The organism is Polaromonas sp., from assembly GCF_031411155.1.
Lineage (GTDB): Bacteria > Pseudomonadota > Gammaproteobacteria > Burkholderiales > Burkholderiaceae_C > Polaromonas.
Map to the genome: position 1 here is coordinate 15767 of NZ_JANOAL010000095.1, position 18584 is coordinate 34350.

At 61.4% G+C, this 18584-nt stretch carries 17 protein-coding genes and 1 tRNA gene; 10 read left to right on the plus strand and 8 right to left on the minus strand.

Going from position 1 to position 18584, the window contains the following annotated elements; genetic code table 11:
• Positions 1-274: 274 nt before the first annotated feature.
• The 7 genes from dapC (at position 275) to RMO23_RS06510 (ending at position 8429) form a co-directional block, all read left to right on the plus strand.
• Entirely contained in the window at positions 275-1480 is a 1206-nt protein-coding gene (dapC, locus tag RMO23_RS06480) for a succinyldiaminopimelate transaminase (RefSeq protein ID WP_309679657.1), read from the plus strand.
• Between the two features lie 41 nt (positions 1481-1521).
• Entirely contained in the window at positions 1522-2361 is an 840-nt protein-coding gene (dapD, locus tag RMO23_RS06485; RefSeq protein WP_309679659.1) for a 2,3,4,5-tetrahydropyridine-2,6-dicarboxylate N-succinyltransferase, read from the plus strand.
• Positions 2362-2410: 49 nt separating this feature from the next.
• Positions 2411-3592 (plus strand): PilT/PilU family type 4a pilus ATPase, encoded by a 1182-nt coding sequence (locus tag RMO23_RS06490; protein WP_309679660.1) that lies wholly within the window; start codon positions 2411-2413, stop codon positions 3590-3592.
• A 34-nt stretch (positions 3593-3626) separates the two neighbouring features.
• On the plus strand, positions 3627-4850 hold the full coding sequence (gene dapE / locus RMO23_RS06495) for a succinyl-diaminopimelate desuccinylase (RefSeq protein ID WP_309679662.1): 1224 nt from the start codon (positions 3627-3629) through the stop codon (positions 4848-4850).
• Entirely contained in the window at positions 4847-5752 is a 906-nt protein-coding gene (prmB, locus tag RMO23_RS06500; RefSeq protein ID WP_309679664.1) for a 50S ribosomal protein L3 N(5)-glutamine methyltransferase, read from the plus strand. Before dapE ends, prmB begins: the two co-directional genes overlap by 4 nt.
• A 101-nt stretch (positions 5753-5853) precedes the next feature.
• Positions 5854-7878: an ATP-binding cassette domain-containing protein gene (locus RMO23_RS06505; RefSeq protein ID WP_309679666.1), complete on the plus strand. Its 2025-nt coding sequence runs from the start codon at positions 5854-5856 to the stop codon at positions 7876-7878.
• A 47-nt stretch (positions 7879-7925) separates the two neighbouring features.
• Positions 7926-8429, plus strand: a complete 504-nt coding sequence (locus RMO23_RS06510; RefSeq protein WP_309679668.1) for a hypothetical protein — start codon at positions 7926-7928, stop codon at positions 8427-8429.
• Positions 8430-8499: 70 nt separating this feature from the next.
• On the opposite strand, the gene RMO23_RS06515 is transcribed toward RMO23_RS06510, so the two are convergent.
• The 7 genes from RMO23_RS06515 to RMO23_RS06545 form a co-directional block, all read right to left on the minus strand.
• Positions 8500-8575, minus strand: a tRNA-Lys gene (locus RMO23_RS06515).
• 77 nt (positions 8576-8652) lie between these two features.
• Entirely contained in the window at positions 8653-9498 is an 846-nt protein-coding gene (locus RMO23_RS06520) for a tRNA threonylcarbamoyladenosine dehydratase (protein WP_309679670.1), read from the minus strand.
• Between the two features lie 20 nt (positions 9499-9518).
• Positions 9519-10643, minus strand: coding sequence for a YeeE/YedE family protein (locus tag RMO23_RS06525; RefSeq protein ID WP_309679672.1), 1125 nt, complete (start codon positions 10641-10643; stop codon positions 9519-9521).
• Positions 10644-10688: 45 nt separating this feature from the next.
• Positions 10689-11459 (minus strand): tol-pal system protein YbgF, encoded by a 771-nt coding sequence (gene ybgF / locus RMO23_RS06530; RefSeq protein WP_405041574.1) that lies wholly within the window; start codon positions 11457-11459, stop codon positions 10689-10691.
• A gap of 6 nt (positions 11460-11465) precedes the next feature.
• Complete coding sequence (gene pal / locus RMO23_RS06535; RefSeq protein WP_309679675.1) at positions 11466-12002, minus strand: peptidoglycan-associated lipoprotein Pal; 537 nt, start codon at positions 12000-12002, stop codon at positions 11466-11468.
• A 63-nt stretch (positions 12003-12065) separates the two neighbouring features.
• Positions 12066-13328, minus strand: a complete 1263-nt coding sequence (gene tolB / locus RMO23_RS06540) for a Tol-Pal system beta propeller repeat protein TolB (RefSeq protein ID WP_405041575.1) — start codon at positions 13326-13328, stop codon at positions 12066-12068.
• A gap of 150 nt (positions 13329-13478) precedes the next feature.
• Complete coding sequence (locus RMO23_RS06545; RefSeq protein ID WP_309679679.1) at positions 13479-14249, minus strand: glycosyltransferase family 2 protein; 771 nt, start codon at positions 14247-14249, stop codon at positions 13479-13481.
• 121 nt (positions 14250-14370) lie between these two features.
• Here RMO23_RS06545 and RMO23_RS06550 point away from each other — a divergent pair, with 121 nt between their 5' ends.
• From RMO23_RS06550 to RMO23_RS06560, 3 genes are read left to right on the plus strand one after another with little or no spacing between them, the layout of a single operon-like run.
• Positions 14371-15666 (plus strand): O-antigen ligase family protein, encoded by a 1296-nt coding sequence (locus RMO23_RS06550; RefSeq protein ID WP_309679681.1) that lies wholly within the window; start codon positions 14371-14373, stop codon positions 15664-15666.
• Between the two features lie 8 nt (positions 15667-15674).
• Complete coding sequence (gene msbA / locus RMO23_RS06555) at positions 15675-17432, plus strand: lipid A export permease/ATP-binding protein MsbA (protein WP_309679685.1); 1758 nt, start codon at positions 15675-15677, stop codon at positions 17430-17432.
• Positions 17433-17489: 57 nt separating this feature from the next.
• The gene (locus RMO23_RS06560) at positions 17490-18359 is read left to right on the plus strand and encodes a glycosyltransferase (protein WP_309679683.1); all 870 of its coding nucleotides are present in this window, start codon (positions 17490-17492) and stop codon (positions 18357-18359) included.
• A gap of 30 nt (positions 18360-18389) precedes the next feature.
• On the opposite strand, the gene RMO23_RS06565 is transcribed toward RMO23_RS06560, so the two are convergent.
• The coding region (locus RMO23_RS06565; protein WP_405041576.1) for a glycosyltransferase at positions 18390-18584 on the minus strand (195 nt) is incomplete at its 5' end.

The window sequence follows — 18584 nt, forward strand, 5'->3', positions numbered from 1 at the left end:
GTTACCCGAGCGCCGTGGGCTGTTTGCAGGAGAAAAGGCCCAAGCCCTCATGCGCGGTGCAACACTTTGCGTCGCGCCGCCCGAAAGTTGCTGCGCCGCATCAAAAGCCGGCGCCGGCGCAGCCCTGGAGCCTAAAAAAGGCATAAAATCAGCCTATAGCCCAATCAATACGCGCATAGTATGCTATTATTTTTATAGCAATATGCCGCTTCTGCCCCGCCATGGCGAGCGGACTGGCGGCCTGCTCCCGGCGCCAAGGCGGGATAATCCGGGGATGAATCCGCTACTTTCCCGCCTTCAACCCTATCCGTTCGAGCGTTTGCGCCAGTTGCACGCCGGCGTCACGCCCAACCCGGCTTACAGCCCCATCAGTCTGGGCATCGGCGAGCCGCGCCACGCCACGCCGCAACTGGTGAAAGACGCGCTGACGGCCAGCCTGAGTGGGCTGGCCAGCTACCCCGGCACCCTGGGCGAGCCCAGGCTGCGCCAGACGATGGCCGACTGGCTGGCGCGGCGCTATGGCCTGAAAGTGGACCCGACGACGCAAATTTTGCCGGTCAACGGCTCGCGCGAGGCACTTTTTTCGCTGGCGCAAACCGTAATTGACGCCGGCCAGCCCGGCGCCACCGTCGTAAGTCCGAATCCTTTCTATCAGATTTACGAAGGCGCGGCGCTGCTGGCCGGCGCGCAAACCTGGTTTGCGCCGAGTGACCCGGCGCGCAACTTTGCCGTGGACTGGGCCAGTGTGCCCGAAGCGGTCTGGGCCAAAACCCAGCTGCTGTTTGTCTGCTCGCCGGGCAACCCGACCGGCGCCGTGATGTCGCTCGCCGAATGGGAACTGCTGTTCAAGCTCAGCGACCGCTACGGCTTTGTGATCGCATCGGACGAGTGCTACAGCGAGATTTACTTTCGTGACGAAGCGCCGCTGGGCGGGCTCCAGGCCGCGGCCCAGCTGGGCCGGCATGACTTTAAAAACCTGATTGCGCTGACCAGCCTGTCCAAGCGCAGCAACGTGCCCGGCCTGCGCAGCGGGTTCGTGGCCGGTGATGCGGCGCTGATCAAGCCATTTTTGCTCTACCGCACCTACCACGGCAGCGCCATGAGCCCGGTGGTGCAGGCCGCCAGCATCGCCGCCTGGAACGACGAGCAGCATGTGATGGACAACCGCGCCCTGTACCGCGACAAGTTTGCCCAGGTCACGCCGCTGCTGGCTTCGGTGATGGAGGTGGCGCTGCCCGATGCCGGCTTCTATTTGTGGGCCAAGGTGCCGCCGGTCTTTAACGGTTCGGACGAGGCGTTCTCGCGTGATCTGTTGGCTCTTTACAATGTCGTGGTGTTGCCCGGCAGTTACCTGGCGCGCGAAGCCCGGGGCAGCAATCCAGGTGCCGGCAGAATCCGCATGGCCCTGGTGGCGCAAACCGCCGAATGCGTGGAAGCGGCCGGGCGCATCGTTCAATTCATTCAATCCCGGGTTCGCTAGAACTCTCACTTTCACTCAATCTTTCACTGAAAAGCACTCCAATGACGCAAGAAAATCTGCAAAGTACGCTGCAAGCCACCATTGACGCCGCCTGGGAAGACCGGGCCAACCTGTCCACCAAATCAGCGCCCCAAGAGGTGCTGGACGCGGTCGAGCACACCATTGCCCAGCTCAACAGCGGCCATCTGCGCGTGGCCACGCGCCAGGGCGTGGGCCGGTGGACCACGCACCAATGGATCAAGAAGGCCGTGCTGCTGAGTTTTCGCCTGAAAGACAACGAAATGATGCGCGCCGGTGATCTGGGCTTTTTTGACAAGGTCAAAACAAAGTTTTCCCACCTGAGTGAAGAAGAAATGCGCGCCACCGGCGTGCGCGTGGTGCCGCCCGCCGTGGCCCGCCGCGGCAGCTTTGTGGCCAAAGGCGCGATCCTGATGCCCAGCTACGTCAACATTGGCGCCTATGTGGATGAGGGCACGATGGTGGACACCTGGGCCGCCGTCGGCTCATGCGCCCAGATCGGCAAGAACGTGCACCTGTCGGGCGGCGTCGGCATTGGCGGCGTGCTCGAGCCGATGCAGGCCAACCCGACCATCATCGAAGACAACTGCTTTATCGGCGCGCGCTCCGAGGTCGTGGAAGGCGTGATCGTCGAAGAAAACTCGGTGCTGTCGATGGGCGTCTACATCGGCCAGAGCACGCCGATTTATGACCGCGAGCTCGACACCGTCAGCTATGGCCGCGTTCCGGCCGGCTCCGTCGTCGTGTCGGGCAACCTGCCCAAGGCCGGCGGCAAGTACAGCCTGTATTGCGCGGTGATCGTGAAAAAAGTCGATGCCAAAACCCGCGCCACCACCAGCCTCAACGACCTTCTGCGCGACTGACCTGAGCTGCGACGGGCCGGAATAAATTGACAAGACCGAGGGACGGACTATGAGCACGATGGTAAGAATTCTGCGTTTGATGGTGGAAAAAAACGCCTCAGACGTTTACCTGTCGGCCCATTCCCCGGCCCTGATCAAGATCAACGGCGAGGCCATTCCGATCAATACCCAGCTGTTGCCGGCCGATGCACCGCGCAACCTGCTGGCCGAGGTGCTGACGCCCAAGCGCATGGAAGAGCTTGAAGAGCTGGGCGAACTCAACATGGCCCTGCCGATCGAAGGCCTGGGCAACTTCCGCATCAGCGGCTTTCGCCAGCGCAACACCTATGCGGCGGTGATCCGCTACATCCCCAACGAGATTCCGCCGCTGCAGAGCCTGAACCTGCCGGCCATCCTGAGCGACCTGATCATGGAAAAGCGCGGGCTGATTCTGATGGTGGGCTCGACCGGCGCCGGCAAAAGCACCACGCTGGCGGCCATGATCGACCACCGCAACGCCAGCACGCCGGGCCACATCCTGACGATTGAAGACCCGATTGAATTTTTGTTCACCAACAAAAAATCGGTGGTGAACCAGCGCGAGGTGGGCACCGATACGCGCTCACTCCAGGTGGCGTTGAAAAACGCGCTGCGCCAGGCGCCCGACGTGATCCTGATCGGCGAGATCCGCGACCGTGAAACCATGTCGGCGGCGATTGCCTATGCCCAGTCGGGCCACCTGTGCCTGGCCACCATGCACGCCAACAACAGCTACCAGGCGCTGAACCGCATCCTGAGCTTTTACCCGGTGGAGGTGCGCAACACCATGCTGGGCGACCTGGGCGCGGCCATGAAGGCCATCGTGTCGCAGCGCCTGCTGCGCACCCAGGACGGCAGCCGGGTGCCCGCGGCCGAGGTCATGCTCAACACCAAGCTGATTGCCGAGCTGATTGAAAAAGGCGACTTCTCGGGCGTGAAGGAGGCCATGGAAAAATCCATCGCCGAAGGCTCGCTGACCTTTGAAGCCGACATTGCCCGGCTGATCGTGGAGGGCATGGTCACGCGCAAGGAAGGCCTGCTCTACGCCGACTCGCCCACCAACCTGATGTGGCGCCTTGAAAACAGTGTTGCCGCCGCCAAGGCCAAGGCCGAGGAACCCGAGGAAGACCAGGACGAGGCGTCCTTCACCGAGATCACGCTGGACATCAAACCCAACTCCAAATTCGGCACCACCGGCTTCGGCCGACTGTAATCGTCCGGGCACCTGGGCCCGGCCCATTTTTTCTATGTCCTCCACACTCCGACTCGCAGAACAGCTGATTTCCCGCCCTTCCGTCACGCCCGACGACGCCGGCTGCCAGGCCTTGCTGATCGCGCGGCTGGCCCCGCTGGGCTTTCAGTGCGAAACCCTGGTCAGCGGCCCGGACCACTTCCGCGTCACCAACCTGTGGGCCAAAAAAGAAGGTTTAAGGCCTGTAGCCCAGGCAGAACCTGCACAGGGAGCTATCAAATCAATAGCAAGCACGGCATCCCCCAAAACCCTGGTGTTTGCCGGCCACACCGACGTGGTGCCGACCGGCCCGCTGGAGCAGTGGCACAGCCACCCGTTCACGCCCAGCCACCAGGACGGCCTGCTGTACGGGCGCGGCACGGCCGACATGAAGACCTCGCTGGCCGCCATGGTGGTGGCGGTCGAGGAATTTCTGGCGGCGCACCCGGAACCCGAACTGTCGATCGCGTTTTTGATCACCAGTGACGAGGAAGGCCCGGCCACCGACGGTACCGTGGTGGTGTGCGAGCGGCTTTTGGCGCGTGGCGAGGTGCTGGACTACTGCATCGTCGGCGAGCCGACCTCGGTCAGCCAGCTTGGCGACATGATCAAAAACGGCCGCCGCGGCACGATGAGCGGCAAGCTCACCGTCAAGGGCGTGCAGGGCCATATCGCCTACCCGCACCTGGCCAAAAACCCGATTCACCGGTTTGCACCGGCCCTGGCCGAGCTGGTCGCCACCGAATGGGACCAGGGCAACGCCTTCTTTCCGGCCACCAGCTGGCAGGTGTCCAACATCCATGGCGGCACCGGCGCCTCCAACGTCATTCCGGGCGAGCTGGTGGTTGATTTCAACTTCCGCTTTTGCACCGAGTCCACGCCCGAGAGCCTGCAGCAGCGCCTGCAGGCGGTGCTGGAGCGGCACGACCTCGACTACGACCTGAAATGGACCGTGGGCGGCCTGCCCTTTCTGACCACGCCGGGCGCGCTGGTCGATGCGGTCAGCGGCGCCATCCTGCTTGAGACCGGGCTGCAAACCGAGCTGTCGACGACCGGCGGCACCAGCGACGGCCGCTTCATCGCCAAGGCCTGCGCCGAGGTCATCGAATTTGGCCCGATCAACGCGTCGATCCACAAGATCAACGAGCATGTGCTGGTCAGCTCGCTCGATCCGCTAAAAAACATCTACAAGGGTGTTCTTGAGCGGCTGGCCGGTGTTGCGCCGATGGCCGCGCGATGAGCAGCGTGACGGTACTGGCGCTGATTGAAGCCATGGCGGCGAAGCTGGAAGCTGCGGGCCTGAGCTTTTCCGACGGCTTTGGCCAGGGCACGACCAATGCCTTTGACGAAGCCGCCTGGCTCGTCATGTGGAAGCTCGGGCTGCCGCTGGACGACCTCGCTTCAGTGGAAAACAAGCCGGTAGCCCCCGCCGATATTACGCAAGTAGCTATGCTTTTTGATGAACGCATCAGCAGCCGCAGGCCGGCCGCCTACCTCACGAACGAGGCCTGGCTGATGGGCGTGCCCTTTTATGTGGACGAGCGTGTGATCATTCCGCGCTCATTCATTGCCGAGCTGCTGATAGATGAAAGCATCGACCCCTGGCTGGGCGAACACACCCGGCGCGTGCTCGATTTGTGCACCGGCAACGGCAGCCTGGCCGTGCTGGCCGCCATGACCTACCCCGAGGTCATGGTCGACGCCGCCGACATCAGCACCGACGCCCTGGCCGTGGCGCGCATCAACATAGACCGGCACCAGTTGGCCGACCGGATCACCCTGATCGAATCTGACGGCCTGGCCGCCTGCCGGGGCGCGCAAAACGGCGGTTACGACCTGATTCTGTGCAACCCGCCTTATGTGAATGCCGCCAGCATGGCCGCGCTGCCGGCCGAGTTTCGCGCGGAACCGGCGCTGGCACTGGCCGGAAACATGCACGGCGGAAGCGACGGCATGGACTTCATTCGAAGCCTTTTTCTAAACGCCGCCACGCAAATGAACGAAAATGCGGTACTGGTGCTGGAAATCGGCAATGAACGCGAGAATTTTGAGCGTGCCTTCCCGCAGCTTGAACCGCTCTGGTTTGAAACCAGCGCCGGCAGTGACCAGGTGATGCTGCTCACACGGGAACAGCTGATTTAAACCCTGGCACGGCAACAGCTGGCGGCGGCTTTTTGGCCCGCCGGCTTTTTTTTGATGGGCAAGCATGGCCTGTCCCCTATTTTTTCCTTGAGTCTTTTGACATGATTACCCTTAAAAACGTGGTGCTGCGTCGCGGCGCCAAAGTGATTATCGACGGCGCGTCTGTCACCCTCAACCCCGGCGAGAAAATCGGCCTGGTCGGGCGCAATGGGGCGGGCAAGTCCACGCTGTTTGCCATGCTCAACGGCTCCATCCATGAAGACGGCGGCGAATTCTCCATCCCGGCTCAGTGGAGCATGGCGCAGGTCGCGCAGGACATGCCTGAGACCGAGCAGAGCGCCACCAGCTATGTGGTCGATGGCGACGTGGTGCTGCTGGCGGCCCAGGCCGAGGTGCATGCCGCCGAAGCCAGCGGCGATGGCGACCGCATGGCCCATGCCTACATGGACCTGTACGACTCGGGCGCGCACGACGCGCAGGCGCGGGCGCAGGCCCTGATTCTGGGCCTGGGCTTCAAGGTCGGCGAGCTTGACAACCCGGTCAACAGTTTTTCCGGCGGCTGGCGCATGCGGCTGCAGCTGGCGCGCGCGCTGATGTGTCCGTCCGATCTGCTGCTGCTCGATGAACCGACCAACCACCTGGACCTGGACGCCCTGGTCTGGCTGGAAGCCTGGCTCAAGCGCTACCAGGGCACCATGCTGGTGATCAGCCATGACCGCGAGTTTCTCGATGCCGTAACCGACGTGACGGTGCATATTGAAAGCGCCAAGCTAACGCGCTACGGCGGCAACTACAGCAAGTTTGAAGACCTGCGCTCCGAGCAAATGGCGCTGCAGCAAACCGCTTTCAGCAAGCAGCAGGACAAGATCGCCCACCTGCAAAAGTTCATTGCCCGTTTCAAGGCCAAGGCCAGCAAGGCCAAGCAGGCACAAAGCCGCGTCAAGGCGCTGGACCGCATGGAGAAAATCGCGCCGCTGCTGGCCGAAGCCGACTTCACCTTCGAGTTCAAGGAACCGGCGAACCTGCCCAACCCCATGCTGGCGATGCAGAACGCCTACTTCGGCTACCCGGCGCCCGAGGACGCACCGGAAGGCACGCCGCCCACCGTCATCGTGCAAAACGTCAGCAAGTCGGTACTGGCCGGCCAGCGCATCGGCATTCTGGGCGCCAACGGCCAGGGTAAATCGACGCTGGTGAAAACCGTGGCACGGGCTCTGGCCCCGATCAGCGGCGACATGACCGAAGGCAAGGGCCTGAACATCGGCTACTTTGCCCAGCAGGAACTTGACGTGCTGCGCCCGGCCGACAACCCGCTGGAGCACATGATCCGCCTCGTCAAGGAGGTCACCGCCGCCGGAAAGATCGGCAACCAGCCGACCCGCGAGCAGGATTTGCGCAGCTTTCTGGGCATGTTCAATTTTGGCGGCGACATGGTCAAGCAGGCCGTGGGCAGCATGAGCGGTGGCGAAAAAGCCAGATTGGTGCTGTGCATGATCGTCTGGCAGCGCCCCAACCTGCTGCTGCTCGATGAGCCAACCAATCACCTGGACCTGGCCACGCGCGAGGCGCTGTCGATGGCGCTCAATGAATTTGAAGGCACCGTCATGCTGGTCAGCCACGACCGTGCGCTGCTGCGCGCCGTCTGCGACGAGTTCTGGATGGTCTCGCAAGGCGGCGTGGCGCCGTTCGACGGCGACCTGGACGACTACCAGAAGTATTTGCTGGACCACGCCAAGCGCATGCGCGAGGAAGCCAAAAAATCTGGCGGCAACGCCGTTGCACCGGTTGCATCCGCTACGAAAACAGTAGCTGAAAGCACACATTCCACGGGGGCCAAAGACACTTCTGATGCCAAAAAACCAGTCAGCAAGAAAGACGAGGCGCAGCGCCGCCAGCAGCAGTCGGATGCGACCAGGCCGCTGCGCAAGGAGCTGGAAAAAATCGATCAGAAAATGCAGGCCCTGGGTACTGAAAAAGGCAACCTGCAAGCCCTGCTGACCACGAGCACCGCCCCTTCGGAAATCGCCCAGACCGGCAAGCGCCTCAAAGCCATTGACGCCGACCTGGGCGCGCTGGAAGAGCGCTGGCTGGAGTTGACCGAACAGATTGAAGCCGCTACGGTGTAGGCTCAAGCCACCCCGGTTTTCATCGACTTTTGCAAGGACACTGACCCATGCCGACTGCCCTGCACATGGCTGACAACGACGCAGCGCTGCAAGCCGCCGTCAAACGCAGCCGCAAGCTGCTCAACAAGCGCGCCATCGTCGCCGCGGCAGCCAGCGCCGTGCCGGTGCCGGGGCTGGATTGGGCGGTGGATGCGGCCATGCTGTCCAAACTGATTCCTGAAATCAACAAGGAATTTGGCCTTACACCGGCCCAGCTTGATCAGCTCGACCCGACCAAGCGCGAGCAGGTTCAGAAAGCCGTCACCCTGGTTGGCTCGGTGCTGATTGGCAAACTCATCAGCCGAGATCTGGTGATCAAAGCGGCCACCAAAATCGGCATGCGCCTGACCACCAAGCAACTCGCCAAATACGTCCCCTTTGCTGGCCAGATCGTCGCCGCCACCGTGGGCTACGCTGCGATTCGCTACCTCGGCGAAGAGCATATGAAGGATTGTGTTCGGGTGGCGAGACAGGCTCAACTGGAGGTGCCGTTGCTGGGACACTCGGCTTGAAATTGGATGGCAGGCAAAGGTGACAGGCAAATAAAAAAGGGCCTGACTTTTCAGTCAGGCCCTTCAAATTTGGTGGGACCTGCGGGGGTCGAACCCACGACAAACGGATTAAAAGTCCGCTGCTCTACCAACTGAGCTAAGGTCCCATGAATTGCTTCTTGGATGCACTGCATGACTGCAGCACAGCCTCAAATTATAGCGTCATTTTTTTGCGCTTTGCAAACTAGCCGGCAATTTTATTCAGCACCCAGCCGGTTGCGCACAAACCAAAGGTCGAGGTAACGCTCACCACTGAGCCATAGCCGTGGCAATTGAGGCTGCCATCGGCTTGCGCGGCGGCATCGCACATGACCGGCTCCCTATTCTGCGCCGCGTTGTCAGCTGCGCCCAATGAACTCTCGGCCGCGGGCTGCATCACCGGTTCACGACTGAACACACAGGCCACGCCCATCTTTTTCCGGTCGCGGGCCGCGCCATGCTCCTTGCGCAAGCGGTAGCGCAGCTGCGCCAGCAAGGGGTCGTGCGTGACCAGCGACAGATCTTCAATATCAACGCGGTGCGCCAGCCGCTTGCCGCCCGCGGCGCCCACGCTGATGAAAATAATCTTGTTCCTAATGGCCCAGGCGGCCATTGCGGTTTTGGCCCTGACCTGATCGCAGGCATCGATCACGGCAAACTGGCTCAAGGCCATTTCGCCATCAAGCCCCAGCAGGGCCGGCCAGTTCGCAGCATCGACAAACTCTTCAATGCAGTCGACCCTGCATTCGGGATTGATCTGCGCGATGCGCTCGCGCATGGCCTGCACCTTGGCCTGGCCCAGCGTGCTGCCCAGCGCATGAACCTGGCGGTTGATGTTGGACTCGGCAATGTGGTCCAGGTCGACCAGTGTCAGGCGGGCCACGCCGCTGCGCGCGGCCGCTTCGGCGGCCCAGGAGCCCACACCGCCCACGCCCACCACCACCAGATGCGCCGCACGAATGCGCCGGGCACCCGCCGTGCCATACAGCCGCGCCAGCCCGCCAAAGCGCCGTTCAAGGTCGGCGGGCAGGACGTCTGCGGGCAATGTCATGCGGGTGAAACCAGGTATCTCTAAAGCGTGCGCTCAAGCCGCCAGATCTGGAATTTCAAGCCGGCGACGGCGCCGGCCAGTATGGCGGCCAGCGCCACAAAGCTGGTGGCGCTCAGGGTCGAAATGCCCGACAGGCCCTGGCCCACGGTGCAGCCCATCGCGGTTACGCCGCCCACTCCCATCAGCGTTGCCCCGACCAGATGGCTGGCAGTGTCCTGTGCGTCACGAAAACCCTCCCAGCGAAAGCTGCGTGACACCAGCGAATACACCGCCGAGCCGGCCACCATGCCAAACACCGACACAATGCCCAGCGTCAGCACCTTGCTTTTGTCGCTGAAAAACATGAACCAGTCCAGCGTATAGGCGACCGGCGATACAAAACTCATGGCCTCTGCCCGGCCGGAATTGGTGGCCACAAAAGCCTCCTGCAGCGTTTCGGGGTGTTCCGCCACATAGCCGAGATGGCCACTGACCCACCAGGTGGCCGCGATCACGGCACCGATGCCAAGACCCGCCAGCAGGTTGTCAAAGCGGCGGAAATCAGGGCTGCTCAGCGCCCACGCGATCAGCCCCAGGCCAATCAGCAGCGCCAGGCCCAGACCGGCAACAGCCGGGGCCACGCTCAATGTGCCAGCCAGCCAGTTGGGCAAGGCCGCATTGCTGGTGAATTCCATCGCCACCCGGTCCACCGAGGCCACCCGCAGCACCGCCGTAATGCCCTTGAGCGTGGCAAAGGCGGCAATGCCCATCACGGCAAATACCACCAGCGATTTCAGGCTGCCGCCGCCAATGCGCACCAGGGTTTTGCTGCCGCAGCCCGATGACAGCACCATGCCAAAGCCAAACATGCCGCCACCGACGAGCGCCGACAGCCAGATGAAACGGCTGGAGGCGTAGAGCGTTTTGGCCGGGTCAATCTGGCCCGCGGCCGCGAGGCCGAAGAAACCAATCATTGCCACACCAATCGCCATGCCCCACATGCGCATGCGGGTCCAGTCGCCCATGTTGACGATGTCGCTGACAGCGCCCATGGTGCAAAAATGGGTGCGCTGGGCAATGGCACCAAAAATCATGGCTAGAAAAAACCCCGCCCAGAGAACCTGGGCGGTAAGTGTGCTGAGCGTGTGGGTTCCGGCAATATCCATTCCCGGATTTTAAGTGGGAATGGAGAGGCAGAACCCGCCGCTGGCCTACTTGAGCCTGGTAAGGCGCTCTTTTGCCACCGAGGCAGCTTCAGACTGCGGATAAGCCTTCACGAGGTCTTCCAGGCTTTTGCGGGCGGCCCTGGTGTCCTTGAGTTCAACCTGGCAGTTGGCCAGCGACAGCAGGGCTTCGGGCGCGCGCATGTGCTCGGCATCGGTGGCAACCAGTGTCCTGAAATTGGTGACCGCTTCCCGGTAGTTGCGGGATGCGTACTGGGCATTGCCCAGCCAGAACAGCGAAGAGCTTCGGTAGCCGGTTTGCGGATAGCGCTTGAGGAAATTGACAAAACCGGTTTGCGCCGTCACAAAGTCGCCCTTGCGAAGCGTGGCCAGCGCCGCCTCAAACTCCTGCGACTCCGCAGGCTCGGCCACAAACTCCCGGCCGTCCACCGTGACCTTGCCGGGTTCAAACTTGCGCAGGCGCTCGTTCACGCCCTGGCTCAGGTCTTTCTGGGTACGCTGCATGTCGGCGACGCCGCGTGCCAACTGCTCATTTTGCCCGCGCAGATTGGCCAGTTCATTGCGCAAGGTTTCAATCTGATTGGAAAGATCGAGCACGCTGCGGCGAAGCTGGGCGTTGTCATCGGTGTTTCTTTTCAGGTCATCGGCCATGCGCTGCTGGGAGGCATCCACCTTCTGCCGCAAATCCAGGATGGCCCTGCGCGCTTCGTCGTCATCAAGCAGGCCGGCATGGGCGTGGAAGGCCAGTGCGCAGGCCGCTACCGCCAGGGCGGCTCTGAAGGGTTTCACGACTCGCATTCCGGCTTAACGGTAGTTGAGTTCGGCGCGGCGGTTCTTGGCCATGGCCGCCTCATCCGAGCCCGATGCAGCCGGCTTTTCCTTGCCAAAGCTCACCGCCTCCACCTGGGCATCCGGGACCCCCAGCAAACCCAGGGCGCGGCGCACCGCTTCAGAACGTTTTTGTCCCAGTGCCAGGTTGTACTCACGGCCGCCGCGCTCGTCGGTGTGCCCTTCAATCGCCATCTTGCGGGACTTGTTGGCCGTCAGGTACTTCGCATGCGCCTCAATCGTGGTCTGGAATTCGGGCTTGACCACATAGCTGTCGAAATCGAAGTAAATGACTTTGGCGGTGTTGGCAGGTCCCGCGCCAGAGACATCCGAGCCCGCAATCTGCACCGGGGCCACCGCCCTGCCCGCCGCGCCCGCGGCATCGTCAGCCTGCCTGGCACCGGCTGTCCTGTCCTCCACGGGCACGTCATTGAGTTTGACATCGGAGCCACAGGCCGACAGCGTGACCGCAAGAACAAGGGACGAAAGGATGGAAAAAAAGATGCGCTTCATGAATAACCTTTACTAAAAACAAAAAAATAATAGCGCACCTGGCTGTGCCGGGAGCGCCCCGGGTTATCGCGGAAAGGGACCCCAATCGGGCTCGCGGATGTCGCCGGCCACGCCCGCCAGTCTGGCTTTGATCTTGCCGTCCAGAGTGGTGGTCATCAGCGCTTCCCGGCCCTGCTGCTGGGTCGCATACACAACGAGTCGGCTGTTGGGCGCAAAACTCGGGCTCTCGTCCGCAGCGGTGTCGGTGATTTGAGTGACCGTGCTGCTGGCAAGTTCCATCACCTGCAGCTTGAAGGCCCCACCGACCCTGGAAACATAGGCGAGCCAGCGCCCATCAGGACTGACTGCCGGCGATATGTTGTAACTGCCGGTAAACGTGACCCGCTCAGGGTTGGCGCCGGTAGGACTCATGCGGTAAATCTGGGGAGCGCCGCCACGGTCGCTGACAAAATAAATGAAACGGCCATCGGGCGAAAAAGCCGGTTCGGTATCGATGCTGGACGACTGGGTCAGCCGGCGCGGCTCGCCGCCGTTGAGGCCTATCGCGTAAATCTGCGAGCCGCCTTCACGGCTAAGGGTGGCGACCAGCTGCTTGCCGTCCGGCGACCAGGCCGGCGCGCTGTTGGAGCCTCTGAAATTGGCCAGCAAGCGGCGCTTTCCAGTGGCCACATCGTGCGAATAAATCACGGGTTTACGCGATTCGAACGAGACATAAGCCAACTGCGACCCATCGGGCGACCAGGACGGCGAAATAATCGGCTCCGGGCTGGTCAACGCCGACTGCGCCCCCTCCCCATCGGAATCGGCCACCCACAGGTTGTAGCGCTGCGCCGCCTTGGTGACATAGGCAATCCGGGTCGAGAAAATCCCTTTTTCGCCCGTCAGTTTCTCGTACACATAATCCGAAATACGGTGCGCCGCCAAACGCAGATCGGTTGCCCGCACGGTAAAGCTCTGGCCGCCCAGGTCCTGCCCCCTCACAATGTCCCACAGCCGAAGGCGCACATCAAAGCGGCCATCGGCAAGGGGCGACACACTGCCGGTCACCATCGCATCGGCGCCCTTTTGGCGCCACACTGCCAGGTCTGGCCGGGTGTTTTCGTCGGCCACGATGCCCGCGGTGTCGATCGAGCGAAACATGCCGCTGCGTTCAAGGTCGGCCTTGACAATCGCGCCGACTTTTTGTGGCGCCTGCGCTTCGCCCCGAAAGCTTGCGATTGCGATGGGCAACTGGGTCATGCCGACACCGGACACTTCAACGCGAAACTGCGCGAACGCGGAAGACGCACCCACAGCCAGCAGACTGACCACAGCGCGACGGTTCATTAAATGTGTCATGTTCATAAAAATATTGAAAGAGTACGGTTTTTACCCTGAACGAGGCCAAAAACTGGCAACGCAATTGCGACAGTTTGTCGCTGGTTCATCAGGCATAAGCGGATTGGGGTACAAAGTCCGCAATAAGTTCTTGACTTCTTACTCAAGGCCGCGCTTGCCCGACGCGCCCTGATTCAACAACCACAATTTAAGGTAGCGGTAGTAGGTACCTTCTGCGATTGAAATGGCAAGCACCAGGCCGAGCCGCCCGTCCAGAAAGCCAAGACGCAAAAAATAGGTCCGGACAAAGGCCCACACACCATGCGCAAACGCGGTTGTCAGACTGGCGTTTTTGCCCTTGTTGAGCAGCGTTTGCGCGCCCGCGCTGGAGTAGCGGTTGGCTTTGTCCAGCACCGCCTCAAAATCCCGGTAGCTCTCGTGCCGCAAGGCCGATTGGAGGCTCCCCACAGGCCCTGCCGCGAGAACTTTTTCATGCACCAGATCATTGGAAAAGGTAGCCCGTGTCCGGCGGAAAAGACGGGTGACGCGGTCCGGATACCACCCGGAGTGGTGCATGTACTGGCCGCAAAAACTGGAGAGGCGGGGGAAACTGTAGGCATCAAACTGCGGTGCCCGCAGCACCGCCTGGATTTCCCTGGCCAACTCCTCGGTGACCTGTTCATCAGCATCTATGGACAGCACCCACTCAGACGATGCAAGCGCAAGCGCCCTGTTCTTCTGGATGCCGAATCCTTGCCAGTCGGTGGCGACGGTAACCTCTGCGCCCAAACTCCGGGCAATCTGCACGGTGTCGTCCGTACTGCCGGAGTCGACCACCACCACCTGATCTGCGAACCGTACCGAGCGCAGACACGCTTCAATATTGTGGGCCTCGTTTTTTGTGATTACCGTAACGGACAAGCTTGCCAACAACTACCTCTTTGATGCCCCGAGGGCAAAATTGCCCCCGAACTACCTGACTTTGAGACTTTGCAGCATAGCAGAGTGACCCGTTGCATGATCGGCCAATGCGAAAACGGAATCATCGATAATGCGCCATATTCATCAGGCGACCCCTGCGACAATTTTGCTGAAAAATACGATCAATGTTCGCCTTGTCATCATCTGCATGGCAGCTGCCTCGGTGGGCTTGTCGATGGTCATTGTCAGCATTGCCAAATTCCTGCTCCTGCTCTGCGGGCTGACCACGCTGCTCCTCAGCCGGCGGAATCAGCAGGGAATTCAGCCCCCGCCGACCCGCTTCACGCATATAGCCGTGCTGCTGTGCCTGCTCGCATTTGCGGCAAGCCTGCTTTGGTCCATAGCTCCGCAGGCCGACGCCCTCGCCTCCTTGGCCAAGTACGGCAAACTGCTTGTCATTGTCTTGATGGTCAGCCTGATTCGCGACCGGCGCGAGGCCACCTATGCGCTGGGTGCCTTTGTAGTGGCGCAGGTTTTTCTTGTCGCAAGTTCGTGGATGCTATTTTTTCGGCTGCCAGTACCGTGGGCAAGCTCCAACATGGCAGCTTCCCATTACGCAGTCTTCTCGAGTTACCTTGACCAGGGCATCATCAGCACGGTATTCGCGGCAGTCTGCTGGCATTTGCGGGAGCTGGCCCCCGGGCGGTTTGGCAAAAACGCGGCAGTTCTTCTGGCTCTGGCGGCCCTGCTCAATGTGCTGTTTGTATTGGATGGCCGCAGTGGACAGGTTGTGGCCATCGCCTTGCTGTCAGTTGCCATCATGTGGCAGCTTCCCGGCAAGTACCGCGCTGCAGTTGTAGTGTTGCCCTTTTTGCTGGCGCTTGGCCTGTTCTTGAGTTCGACAAAGGTGCGGGAACGACTGTCGCTCGTCAAAACAGAGGCAAGCTCTTACTCGACCCAAGGGGTGTCCAGCACCTCGACCGGCTTGCGGCTTGGCTACTGGCGGCAGGCACTCACCGTCATTTCGGAGCGCCCCCTGATTGGGGCCGGCGTGGGCTCGTGGAGGAGCGAGCACAACCGGCTGCAACGCATTCAAAATCCCGCGCACCAGGATATCCATGGCGTTGGAACTCCGCACCAGGAATACCTCCAGTGGGGTGTGCAATTGGGAATTCCGGGCATCCTGCTATTTTGCGGCCTGATGCTTTCCATGCTGAAAGACACCTTGCGAATGGAAAAACCCTATGCGCGCGCAGCGCAGTCCGCTTTACTGGCGTTTGCCGTTGCCTGCCTGTTCAACTCGTCGCTCTACGACGCCATGATCGGAGATTTTTTCTGCGTCGTCGTCGGCTTGCTGCTGGCATTGGGACTGAGCAAAGCATCCCATGAGGTCGTCGCAACACCTGAACTCAAGCCAGCACCGTGACGCAAGCGATGGAGAAAAGCACCGCCGCACCGGCCGAAAAACGCAGCCTTTTGCGACGCGTAGCGCGGGTCTGGCCTTATTTCGGCGGCTCGCGCGCGGGCTGGGCGCTGGCGATTGGTGCGACCATTGCCGCTTCGGCGACCGAGCCTTTTGTTCCCGCCCTGCTCAAGCCGCTACTGGACCGCGGTTTTCAGCGCGATTCATTCAACCTCTGGCTGGTGCCACTGGCCTTGATGCTGCTCTTTACCGTGCGGGGTGCCTCCGGGTTCCTGGCGCAATTTGCCCTGGCCAAGGTCACCAACGATGGCTTGCTTCGATTGCGCAGGGCCATGTTTGGCAAGCTGCTGAGCGCGCGGCTCAATCTGTTTGCCGACCAGAGTTCCAGCGCCATCGCCAACACGGTCGTGTACGAGGTTTTCAACGGGTCTTCCATGCTGATCAACGCGCTCATGAAGCTGGCGCGGGATGTGCTGACGCTGCTGGCGCTGATTGGCTACCTGGTCTACCTGAACTGGAAGCTGACACTGGTGGTGGCCCTGCTGTTCCCGGCGGTGGCATTTGTCATCCAGAACCTGTCGCGCCGGCTCTACAGGTTGACCCGGGAAAGCCAGACCGCCACCGATGAGCTGGCCTATGTGGTCGAAGAAAACGTCATGGCGCACCGCGATGTCCGCCTGCATGGGGCCCAGGCCAGCCAGGCCAGCCGTTTCGACCTGTTGAGCAATACCCTGCGCCGCCTGTCCATGAAGTCAACCGCCGCCTATGCCGGCATGAGTGCCATCACCCAGGTGCTGGCGGCCATGGCGCTGTCGGCGGTCATCTCGATTGCGCTGCTGCAAAGCGCCGAAAACACGACTACCGTGGGCGGTTTTGTGGCCTTTGTGACGGCCATGCTGCTGTTGATTGCGCCGGTCAAAAGCCTGTCGGACGCGGCCACACCCGTGACCCGTGGACTCGCTGCGCTTGAACGCGGGCTTGACCTGATGGGCCTGACCGAAGACGAGGCCGGTGGAACCTTTATGAAGACCAGAGCCACTGGCGACATTGAGTTTGCCAACGTCAGTGTGGTTTATAAAACGGATGCGGCGCCTGCGCTGAACCAGGTCAGCCTCAGCATCCGGTCTGGTGAAACGCTGGCGGTCGTCGGCGTTTCAGGCTCTGGCAAAACAACGTTGGTGAACCTGCTGCCCCGATTCGTCGAACTGAGCTCCGGCAGCATCCACCTGGACGGCCAAGAGATTCGGACCTGGGATTTGCCGTGCTTGCGATCGCAGTTTGCTTTTGTCAGCCAGCATGTGGTGATGCTCAACAGCAGCATTGCCGTCAACGTGGCGCTGGGCCAGGAGATTGACCGGGAGCGGGTGGTGGAATGCCTGAAGGCGGCCAATTTGGCGGCCTTGCTGGCCAGCCTGCCCGAAGGCATTGACACGGTCCTTGGCCACAATGCCATGCAACTGTCGGGGGGCCAACGCCAGCGGCTCGCAATTGCCCGCGCTCTTTATAAAGATGCGCCCATTCTTGTGCTGGACGAGGCCACCTCGGCGCTGGATACCGAGTCGGAGCTTGCCGTGCAGGAGGCCGTCAAGCGTCTCACCGCCAACCGCACGTCGCTGGTCATTGCCCACCGCCTGTCCACGGTGCAACACGCCGACCGCATCATCATGATGGATGCCGGCAGAATTATCGAATCCGGCAGTCACAGCGAGTTGCTCGCCAAAAACGGGGCTTATGCCCACCTGTACCGGCTCGGCTTCCAGTCGGCATGACTGCCCGGCGCCACATCCCTATACTCCAGCAAATTCAATCCCTCAAGGCTTACCCGGATGAGCGTCTCAATCAGTGGCTTTACCTTTATACGCAATGGCGTAGAACTGGCGTTTCCTTTTGAGGCCTCGATTCGTTCCCTGCTGCCGCTGGTCGATGAGTTCGTGGTGGCGGTTGGCAAGGGGTCTGACGATACGCTGGCGCGGGTGCGGGCGATTGCCGATCCCAAGATCAGAATCATCGAAACCCTGTGGAACGAGCGCATGGCCGACCGGGGCTTTGTCTATGCGCAGCAGAAAATGATTGCGCAGTATTCCTGCACCGGCGACTGGGCGTTTTACCTCGAGGGCGACGAGGTCGTGCACGAGGACGAATTGGCCGCCATACGCGCCTGCGTTGAGCACCATCATGCCAACCCCGCGGTGGAAGCCCTGGTTTTTGACTACCACCATTTCTATGGCTCGCCCGACTGGATTTCCATCAGCCCCGGCTGGTACCGGCGCGAATGCCGCCTGATCCGCAACACCATTCGCAGCTATGCGCCCGATGGCCAGTACTGGCTCGTTACCACCGACCACAAACGCGGCCGCAATCCGCAGGCTGCGCTGGCCAATGCCCACATCTACCACTACGGCTGGATACGGCGCAACGAAGAGATGCAGAAAAAACTCGACCAGGTGAGCAAGTACTGGGCAACCTCCGCCACACAAATTACCTATAGCCAGTTTGACCGCCGGGCTCTCGTGCCGTTTCAGGGCACGCACCCGCTGGCGGTGAAGCAGTGGCTGACGACCGAGGCCGAACCGGTCTTGAACATCGACCCCGCCTACAAGCCGACGCCCAAAGAGAACAAGTACCACCTGATGCGGCAGATTGAAACATTGACGGGCCTGGATTTCAGCCGCAAGCACTTCAAGCTCGTGGCCTGACTTCCATCGCGGCTATCGGCCCGTCACTGCTCAATTGCTGGCGCCAAGGGCAGAAAAATACACGGTCAGCTGCCTGGCGGCAATCTCGGGCCACTGAAAATTCGCGGCAAACTCCCTGGCGCCATGCGTTAGTTGCTCTCGCAAACCGGCTTGGTCAAGTACCCTCCCAATAGCGTCGGCCAGTTTGGCCGCGTCTCGCGGGTCGTCAAGAATCATCGCATTGAC

What these genes read in the sequence shown, in the direction of transcription:
- RMO23_RS06490 (WP_309679660.1), top strand. Translation starts at nt 2,411, where the DNA reads ATGAGCACGATGGTAAGAATTCTGCGTTTGATGGTGGAAAAAAACGCC.
- msbA (WP_309679685.1), top strand. Translation starts at nt 15,675, where the DNA reads ATGGAGAAAAGCACCGCCGCACCGGCCGAAAAACGCAGCCTTTTGCGA.
- pal (WP_309679675.1), bottom strand. Translation starts at nt 12,002, where the DNA reads ATGAAGCGCATCTTTTTTTCCATCCTTTCGTCCCTTGTTCTTGCGGTC.
- RMO23_RS06505 (WP_309679666.1), top strand. Translation starts at nt 5,854, where the DNA reads ATGATTACCCTTAAAAACGTGGTGCTGCGTCGCGGCGCCAAAGTGATT.
- tolB (WP_405041575.1), bottom strand. Translation starts at nt 13,328, where the DNA reads ATGAACCGTCGCGCTGTGGTCAGTCTGCTGGCTGTGGGTGCGTCTTCC.
- RMO23_RS06510 (WP_309679668.1), top strand. Translation starts at nt 7,926, where the DNA reads ATGCCGACTGCCCTGCACATGGCTGACAACGACGCAGCGCTGCAAGCC.
- prmB (WP_309679664.1), top strand. Translation starts at nt 4,847, where the DNA reads ATGAGCAGCGTGACGGTACTGGCGCTGATTGAAGCCATGGCGGCGAAG.
- RMO23_RS06520 (WP_309679670.1), bottom strand. Translation starts at nt 9,498, where the DNA reads ATGACATTGCCCGCAGACGTCCTGCCCGCCGACCTTGAACGGCGCTTT.
- RMO23_RS06550 (WP_309679681.1), top strand. Translation starts at nt 14,371, where the DNA reads ATGCGCCATATTCATCAGGCGACCCCTGCGACAATTTTGCTGAAAAAT.
- RMO23_RS06560 (WP_309679683.1), top strand. Translation starts at nt 17,490, where the DNA reads ATGAGCGTCTCAATCAGTGGCTTTACCTTTATACGCAATGGCGTAGAA.
- dapE (WP_309679662.1), top strand. Translation starts at nt 3,627, where the DNA reads ATGTCCTCCACACTCCGACTCGCAGAACAGCTGATTTCCCGCCCTTCC.
- dapC (WP_309679657.1), top strand. Translation starts at nt 275, where the DNA reads ATGAATCCGCTACTTTCCCGCCTTCAACCCTATCCGTTCGAGCGTTTG.
- RMO23_RS06525 (WP_309679672.1), bottom strand. Translation starts at nt 10,643, where the DNA reads ATGGATATTGCCGGAACCCACACGCTCAGCACACTTACCGCCCAGGTT.
- dapD (WP_309679659.1), top strand. Translation starts at nt 1,522, where the DNA reads ATGACGCAAGAAAATCTGCAAAGTACGCTGCAAGCCACCATTGACGCC.
- ybgF (WP_405041574.1), bottom strand. Translation starts at nt 11,459, where the DNA reads ATGCGAGTCGTGAAACCCTTCAGAGCCGCCCTGGCGGTAGCGGCCTGC.